Origin of the sequence: Actinomadura fibrosa (genome assembly GCF_900659615.1) — a bacterium.
Taxonomy (GTDB): domain Bacteria; phylum Actinomycetota; class Actinomycetes; order Streptosporangiales; family Streptosporangiaceae; genus Spirillospora; species Spirillospora fibrosa.
The window spans coordinates 1-8,443 of the sequence record NZ_CAACUY010000328.1 but is presented as its reverse complement, the minus strand read 5'-3'; the positions used below and the strand labels follow the sequence as shown (position 1 = coordinate 8,443).

7 protein-coding genes are annotated in these 8,443 nt (G+C 74.4%); all 7 read left to right on the top strand.

Annotation, left to right across the window (positions count from 1 at the left end; all coding sequences use genetic code 11):
* On the top strand, positions 1-2,108 hold a 2,108-nt coding region (locus tag E1300_RS44910; protein WP_131763385.1), incomplete at its 5' end, for a ribonucleoside-diphosphate reductase subunit alpha.
* The gene (locus E1300_RS44905; protein ID WP_131763384.1) at positions 2,108-3,106 is read left to right on the top strand and encodes a ribonucleotide-diphosphate reductase subunit beta; all 999 of its coding nucleotides are present in this window, start codon (positions 2,108-2,110) and stop codon (positions 3,104-3,106) included. The genes E1300_RS44910 and E1300_RS44905, both read left to right, overlap by 1 nt.
* A gap of 55 nt (positions 3,107-3,161) precedes the next feature.
* Positions 3,162-3,317: a hypothetical protein gene (locus E1300_RS50865; protein WP_165503277.1), complete on the top strand. Its 156-nt coding sequence runs from the start codon at positions 3,162-3,164 to the stop codon at positions 3,315-3,317.
* Positions 3,318-3,410: 93 nt separating this feature from the next.
* Complete coding sequence (locus E1300_RS44900) at positions 3,411-3,827, top strand: acyl-CoA thioesterase (RefSeq protein WP_131763383.1); 417 nt, start codon at positions 3,411-3,413, stop codon at positions 3,825-3,827.
* Positions 3,827-4,954 (top strand): zinc-binding dehydrogenase, encoded by a 1,128-nt coding sequence (locus E1300_RS44895; RefSeq protein WP_131763382.1) that lies wholly within the window; start codon positions 3,827-3,829, stop codon positions 4,952-4,954. Before E1300_RS44900 ends, E1300_RS44895 begins: the two co-directional genes overlap by 1 nt.
* Before the next feature lie 138 nt (positions 4,955-5,092).
* Positions 5,093-5,428 carry a trypco2 family protein gene (locus E1300_RS44890; RefSeq protein WP_131763381.1) on the top strand — a complete coding sequence of 112 codons (336 nt, stop codon included), beginning with the start codon at positions 5,093-5,095 and terminating at the stop codon, positions 5,426-5,428.
* A gap of 65 nt (positions 5,429-5,493) precedes the next feature.
* The coding region (locus E1300_RS44885; RefSeq protein ID WP_131763380.1) for a tetratricopeptide repeat protein at positions 5,494-8,443 on the top strand (2,950 nt) is incomplete at its 3' end.

Genomic DNA, 8,443 nt, shown 5'->3' with positions numbered 1-8,443 from the left:
AGGCCGCCGCCCGGCTGCTGAGCGCGCGCATCAGGGACGAGGCCGCCGCCGCGGGGGTGCGGACGTTCGCCGAGTCCGTCGCCGCCGCGCACGCCGCCGGGCTCCTCGCGGACGGCGCCGCCGCCTTCACGGCCGCCAACGCCGCCGCGCTCGACGCCCTCGTCGACGAGGACGCCGACGACCGCTTCGAGTACTTCGGCCTGCGCACCCTCTACGACCGCTACCTGCTGAAGCATCCCGAGACGCGGCTCGTGCTGGAGCGGCCGCAGCACTTCCTGCTCCGCGTCGCGGTCGGCCTCGTCTTCCCGGACGAGCCCGCCGGAGGCACCGCGGCGGTGGCGGAGGCGGCGGAGCTGTACGGGCTGCTCAGCACCCTGTCCTACCTGCCCAGCTCGCCGACGCTGTTCAACTCCGCCGCGCGCCGCCCGCAGCTCTCGTCCTGCTTCCTGCTCGACTCGCCGCGCGACGAGCTGGAGGCGATCTACGAGCGGTACGGGCAGGTCGCGCGGCTGAGCAAGTACGCGGGCGGGATCGGGATCTCCTGGACGCGGATCCGCTCGCGCGGGTCGCTGATCCGCGGGACGAACGGCCACTCGAACGGGATCGTCCCGTGGCTGCGGACGCTGGACGCGTCCGTCGCCGCCGTGAACCAGGGCGGCCGCCGCAAGGGCGCGGCCTGCGTGTACCTGGAGCCCTGGCACGCCGACGTCGAGGAGTTCCTGGAGCTGCGCGACAACACCGGCGAGGACGCGCGCCGCACCCACAACCTGAACCTCGCCAACTGGGTCCCGGACGAGTTCATGCGCCGCGTCGAGGCCGACGAGGACTGGTCGCTGTTCGACCCGAAGGACGTCCCGGAGCTGACGGACCTGTGGGGCGCGGAGTTCGACGCCGCCTACCGCGCGGCCGAGGAGGCGGGCCGGTACGTCCGGCGGCTTCCGGCCCGAAAGCTGTACGGGCGGATGATGCGGACGCTCGCCGAGACCGGCAACGGCTGGATGACGTTCAAGGACGCCGCGAACCGGGCCTGCAACCAGACCGCCGAGCCGGGCCGGACCGTGCACCTGTCCAACCTGTGCACGGAGATCCTCCAGGTGACGAGCGACGCCGAGACGGCCGTGTGCAACCTCGGGTCGGTGAACCTGGCCGCGCACGTCACGCCGTCCGGGGTGGACTGGGAGCGGCTGCGCGCCACGGTCCGCACCGCCGTCCGCTACCTGGACCGGACGATCGACCGCGGCTACTACCCGACGCCGGAGGCGGAGGCCGCCAACCGGGCGTGGCGTCCCGTCGGCCTCGGCGTGATGGGGCTCGCGGACGTGTTCTTCACGCTGCGGCTGCCGTTCGACTCCGCGGAGGCCCTGGAGCTGTCCACGCGGATCGCCGAGGAGATCGCGCTGGCCGCGTACGGGGCGTCCGCGGACCTGGCGGCCGAGCTGGGCCCGCTGCCCGCCTACGCCCGGACGCGCACGGCCCGCGGGCAGCTCCACCCGGACCACTTCCCGGACGCGGCGCCGTCCCGTCCTGCGGAGTGGGAGGCGCTCCGGGCGCGGATCGCCGAGGTAGGGCTGCGGAACTCGCTGCTGGTCGCGATCGCGCCGACCGCGACGATCGCGTCCATCGCGGGCTGCTACGAGTGCATCGAGCCGCAGGTGTCCAACCTGTTCAAGCGCGAGACGCTCTCCGGCGAGTTCCTCCAGATCAACGCCTACCTGGTGGACGACCTGAAGTCGCTCGGCCTGTGGACCCCGGAGGTCCGCGAGGCGATCAAGCGGGCGAACGGCTCGATCCAGGGCCTCGTCGACCTGCCCGAGGAGATGCGGGTCCTCTACCGGACGGCCTGGGAGCTGCCCCAGAAGGCACTGATCGACCTCGCCGCCGGGCGCACCCCGTACATCGACCAGTCGCACTCGCTGAACTTGTTCATGGAGACCCCGACCATCGGCAAGCTCTCGTCGATGTACGCCTACGCCTGGCGCAGCGGCCTGAAGACGACTTACTACCTGCGTTCGAGGCCGGCCACGCGCATCGCGCAGACCACGGTGACGCCGTCGGCGGCAGTGGCCTGCTCCCTGGAGAACCCCGAGACCTGCGAGGCCTGCCAGTAATGCCGCTGCTCGACCCCGGCATGGACCTGACCCTGCGTCCCATGCGCTATCCCGACTTCTACGAGCGCTACCGCGCCGCGATCCGCAACACGTGGACGGTCGAGGAGGTGGACCTCGCCTCCGACCTCGCCGACCTCGCCCGCCTCACGCCCGCCGAGCTGCACCTCGTGAACCGGCTCGTCGCGTTCTTCGCGACCGGCGACTCGATCGTGGCGAACAACCTCGTCCTGAACCTGTACAAGCACGTCAACGCCCCCGAGGCCCGGCTGTACCTGTCGCGGCAGCTGTTCGAGGAGGCGGTGCACGTCCAGTTCTACCTGACCCTGCTCGACACCTACCTGCCCGACCAGGACGAGCGGGCCAGGGCGTTCGCGGCGATCGAGCACATCCCGTCGATCCGCGCCAAGGCGGAGTTCTGCTTCCGCTGGATCGACTCGCTCGGCGCCCTGGAGGAGCTGCGGACGGCCGCCGACCGGCGCGCGTTCCTGCTCAACCTGATCTGCTTCGCCGCGTGCATCGAGGGCCTGTTCTTCTACGGCGCGTTCGCCTACGTCTACTGGCTCCGGTCGCGGGGCCTGCTGAACGGCCTCGCGTCCGGGACGAACTGGGTCTTCCGGGACGAGTCCATGCACATGGAGTTCGCGTTCTCCGTCGTGGACACCGTCCGCGCCGAGGAGCCCGAGCTGTTCGACGGCGAGCTGGCCGCGCAGGTCGTCCGGATGCTGGAGGAGGCCGTCGAGGCGGAGCTGGCGTTCGCCCGCGACCTCTGCGGGGACGGGCTGCCCGGCATGAGCGCCGCCGACATGCGCTCCTACCTGGAGTACGTCGCCGACCAGCGGCTCGCGCGCCTCGGGTTCCCGCCGCGGTACGGCACGCAGAACCCGTTCGCGTTCATGGAGTTGCAGGACGTCCAGGAGCTGTCCAACTTCTTCGAGCGCCGCGTTTCGGCCTACCAGATCGGGGTGGAGGGCAGCGTCACGCTCGACGAGGCGTTCTGAACGATCCGTGCGGGGTAGTCGTTGACCGGTAAAGAGTTGGCCGAGGAGGCAGAGCATGGCATCGCTCATCGACCGGATCAGGCGCTTCCTGCGCAGCCCGCAGGGGCAGAAGGCGCGTGCGCGGGCGGAGCGGTACGCCCGCGACCCCCGCACGCAGGCCAAGGCCCGCAAGCTGCTGGGAAGGGCCCGAGGCGGCGGCCGCCGCTACTGATCAGACGTGACCAGGGCCCCGCCCTCCGGTGAACGCCGGGGGGCGGGGCCTCGCGTCGCGGTCACATACCGGCCGGTTTGTACACTTGCGCGGGTGAACAGCGACTACGTGCACTGGGAGAGTGTCCCGACGCGGTGGAAGGACAACGACGTCTACGGGCACGTCAACAACGTCGTCCACTACTCGCTCATGGACACCGTGATCAACGAGTGGATGATCCGGACGGCCGGGTTCGACCCGCTCCGCTCCCCCGCGATCGCGCTGTGCGTCGAGTCGCACTGCGAGTACAAGGCCGAGGTCTCGTTCCCCGACACGATCCGGGTGGGCCTGCGGATCGGCAAGCTCGGCCGGTCCAGCGTCCGCTGGGAGGTCGGGCTGGTCCGCGGGTCCGACGGGACGCCGATCGCCGAGGGGCACTTCGTGCACGTCTTCGTGGACCGGGAGTCGCGCCGGCCGGTGGAGATCACCGGTCCGGTCCGCGCCGCGATGGAGGGGCTGGTGGCCGCCTGATGACCGCGACCACCGCCGCCGTGCTCGTCGAGTCGGGACGGCCCGCGCCGTACGCCGCGTCCCGGCCGCTGGAGATCGCCGAGCTGCGGCTCGACCCGCCGGGGCCGGGCGAGCTGCTCGTCCGGGTGGGCGCCGCTGGCCTGTGCCACTCCGACCTGTCGGTGATCAACGGTGCGCGGCCGCGGCCGCTGCCGATGGTGCTCGGCCACGAGGCCGCCGGCGAGGTCGTCGAGGCCGGCGAGGGCACGGAGTTCTCACCCGGCGACCACGTCGTCCTCGCGTTCGTGCCCGCGTGCGGGCACTGCGAGCGCTGCGTCGGCGGGCGTCCCGCGCTGTGCGGGCCCGGCGCCGCGGCCAACGGCGCGGGCACGCTGCTCGGCGGCGCCCGGCGCTTCACCGCCCCCGGCGGCGACCGGCCGAACCACCACCTCGGCGTCTCGGCGTTCTCCGAGTACACGGTCGTGTCCGCCCGCTCGGCGGTGAAGGTCGACGCCGACCTCCCGTTCGAGATCGCCGCGCTGTTCGGCTGCGCCGTCCTCACCGGCGCGGGCGCCGCGCTCTACAGCGCCGCCGTCGCGCCCGGCGACGGCGTCGCGGTCTTCGGCCTCGGCGGCGTCGGCCTCGCCGCGCTGCTCGCCGCGAAGGCCGCGGGCGCGTCCGAGGTGATCGCCGTCGACGTCGTCCCGCACAAGCGCGACCTGGCCCTCCGGCTCGGCGCGACCCGGGCGGTGGCGGGCGGCCCGGACGCGGTCGAGGAGATCCGGGAGCTGACCGGCGGCGGCGCCGAGAAGGTCATCGACACGACCGGCGTCGTCCCGGTGCTGGAGCAGTCGTACGCGGCCACCCGCCCCGGCGGGACGACCGTCACGGTCGGCCTCCCCGACCCCGGCGCGCCGCTGACGCTGCCCGCGCTGAGCCTGGTCGCCGAGGAGCGCACGCTCCGCGGCAGCTACCTCGGCTCCTGCGTCCCGCGCCGCGACGTCCCGCGCTTCATCGGCATGTACCGGTCAGGCGCCCTCCCGGTCGACGCCCTACTCTCCGGCCGCCTGACGCTGAAGGACGTCAACGAGGGCTTCGACCGCCTCGCCACCGGCGAAGCCATCCGCCAAGTGGTCACCTTCCCCTGACGCGACGGCCGCGTCCGGCTGACCGGACCTGGACGATCGTTCCGTCCGAGACGGCGAGCGGCTCGCGGACCGGCGTTACGGTGGACGCAGCACCCAGCCGGAGAGGCGGTCGATGTGACCGAGGTAACGCGCGGACCGGTGCCCCCCGCGGGGGCCGAGGAGGGGCCGCCCGCCCTGGAGCTCGTCCAGGCCATCGACGCGCTGCGGGCGCAGCTCACGGCGGCGGTCGAGCGGTCGGAGGGGCAGCGCGTCCGGTTCGAGCTGGGCGACGTCGAGATCCAGCTCTCCGTCTCGATCACCCATGACGCCAAGGCGGAGGGCAAGGTGAAGGTCTACGTGCTGGGCCTCGGGGCCTCGGCCTCGGAGTCCTCGACGACCGCGCAGACCCTGAAGGTGACGCTGAAGCCCATCGACACGAAGACGGGCCGGGCGCTCCAGGTCGCCGACCACGGCGAGGCCGCGCCGCCGCGGTAGGACGTGCTCCCTGAGCCGCGACGGCGCAGGCACCCATGCGACACGTGCCCTAGGGAGGCGGGGCCTTGGACGTCGACCGCGTGGTGGACGTGTGGGCCGACGGGGCGTACGGCTCCGGCCATCTGGTGGCCCCGCGCCTCGTCCTCACCGCGCTGCACGTGGTCGCCGAGGACGTCCCGCCCTTCGGCGAGCCCTTCACCGGCGCGGGCGCGCACCGGGACGGCGCCCGGGTCCGCGTCCTGGGCGAGGAGCGCTGGTGGGAGTGCCGCGTCAGGTGGCCGCTTCCCGGCGAGGCCCGCTGGGACGCGGCGCTGCTGGAGATCACCGATCCGGAGTGGCCGGTCCCGCCCGGCAGCGTGCGCTGGGGACGGTTCACGACGGCGGCGCCCGACGCGCCCTGCGAGCTGGTCGGTTTTCCCCGGGGGCAGCGGACGGCCGGCGGCGTCCGCGAGACCGAGCACGTGACGGGACGGATCAGTCCGGTCACCGGCTCGAAGACCGGGCACCTCCAGATCGAGGTGGCGGCGAAGCCCGATGGCTCTCCCGGCGCCTGGGCGGGCATGTCCGGAGCGGCGGTCCTGTGCAACCGACTGGTCACGGCGGTCGTCATCGAGGACGCCCGGGACCACCACCGCCTGATCGCGCTGCCGGTGCGCACGCTGTTCGCCGACGACGCGTTCCGCGCGGCGGTGCGCGAGCCGGACCCGGAGTCGGTGGAGCTGGAGTCGGTGGAGCTGGCCCCGCTGCTGGCGGCGCCGCCGGACGCGGGTCCGCCGGCGCGTGCCGAGGTGTCGTACGTCTCGCTGCTGCGCGCCGACATGGAGGCGGTCCGCTTCCGCGGCCGGGAGGACGAGCTCGCCCGGCTGCTGGTCTGGTGCGAGAACGGGGACTTCGCCATGCGCCTGCTCACCGGGCCGGGCGGGCAGGGCAAGACACGGCTCGCACGGGAACTGTTGGCCCGGCTCCGGGCGCGCGGCTGGGCCGGCGGGATCGTGGACGCGGAGTCCGGCACCACCGAGGCCCTCGCGCCGCTCCGGGCGCCGACCGCGCCGACGCTGCTCGTCCTCGACTACGCCGAGACCCGGCCGGAGCAGATCAAGGACGTCGTGCGCGCGCTCGGCGGGCACCGCGGCCCGGTGCCGCTGCGGGTGCTGCTGATCGCGCGGTCGGCGGGCGACTGGTGGGACGAGCTGGCCCTCCAGTCCGGCCGCGTGACCCGCACGGCGATCCGCGGCACGCCCGTGGACGTCCTGACGCCCCTGGAGGAGAGCCGACCGGGCCGCGCGGACGCCTTCGCCGAGGCGGTCACCGACCTCGCCGCCGCGCTCGCCCAGGCGAAGCGCGGCTGGCGCCCGCCTCCGCTCGACCCGCTGCCGGCGCGGGACTTCACGCCGCAGCGCTACGGGCTCGCCCTGGCCCTCCAGATGGAGGCGCTCGCCTACCTGCTGGTGCCCGGCGGCGGGCGCGGCGAGCGCAGCGCCGCCGACATCATCCTGGAGCACGAGGAGCCCTACTGGGCGAACGCCGCCGCGTCCCGGGGCCTCGCCCTGCACGCCCGGACGCAGCGCCGCGTGGTCGCCGCCGCGTCCCTGTGCGGCGCCCGCACCGAGGCGCAGGCCGTGGCGCTGCTGGCCCGCGTCCCCGGGCTGGCCGACTGGGACGAGGACGCCCGGCTGCACGTCGCCACCTGGTTCCGCGACCTGTACCCCGCCGACGAGGGGTCCGCGTTCTGGGGCGCGCTCGAACCCGACCGCCTCGCGGAGCATCTCGTCTCGGTGGTGCTGCGGGACGACGAGGACCTGCTCCCCCGGCTGCTGCGGGACGCGGCGCCGGACCAGGTCCGGCAGGCGCTGATCGTCCTGGCCCGCGCGGGGCTGCACGACCCGGCCGGCGCGGCACGGATCGAGCGGTTGCTGGTCGCGGTGCCGGAGCTGGCGTTCCCCACCGTCCAGACGGCGCCGCAGAGCGAGCATCCGCGCCCGCTGGTGGACGCCGTCCGGCACCTGGTCGACACCACCGCGCCGGACGAGCGGGGCCTCGCGCTGTTCGCCGGGCTGTCCGACGCGCTGCCGCGGCAGACCCGCCTGTTCAGCTCAGTGGCGGTGACGATCGCGCAGATCCTCGCGGGGGTGCGGCGCACGCTGGCGGAGGCCGACCCCGGCGGCTACCTGCCGGACCTCGCCCAGTCGCTGAACACCCTCGCCAACCGCCTCGCGGGCGCCGGCCGCTTCGAGGAGGCCCTCGCCCCCGCAAGGGAGGCGACGACGATCCGCCGCCGACTCGCCGACGGCGCTTCCACCGCGGCCGACCCGACCGGAGACGGGACCGCCGCCCATCGGCCGGCGCTGGCGGAGTCGCTGGTCACCCTCGCCGCTCGGCTCACGGACGTGGACCGGTGCGAGGAGGCGCGGCGGGTCGCGGAGGAGGCCGTCGGGCTCTACCGGGAGCTAGCCGCGGACGATCCCGGCCTGCACCGGCCCGACCTGGCCGAGTCGCTCGACACCCTCGCCGTCGCGCTGGCCCGCGCCGGGCGGCGGGAGGAGGCCCTGGAGCGGGCCAGGCAGGCCGTGGCGATCCGGCAGGAGCTGTCGCACACCAACCCGAACGCCTACCTGCCCGACCTCGCGCGGTCGCTGAACACCATGACGACGCAGCTCACCGCGCTCGGACAGGGCGCCGAGGCGCGCGACACCGCCGAGCGGGCCGCGTCGCTGCTGCGCGCCCTCGCCGACCGGGACTCCGACGCGCACCTCGCCGACCTCGCCGTCTCGCTGGACGGGCTGACCCGCACGCTGGTGCTGCTGCGGAAGGCGGACGAGGCCCTGCACCCGGCCCGCGAGACGGTCGTCCTGCGGCGGCGGCTGGCGGAGGGCAATCCCGGCGCGTTCGCGCCGGGGCTGGCGCGGTCGCTCCTCGTCCTCGCGGACCTCCTCGCGGTGACCGGCTGGCCCCGGGGCGCGCAGCGGCTGGCCGCGGAGGCGGTCCGCCGCTGGCGCGAGCTCGCCGGGCCGGACG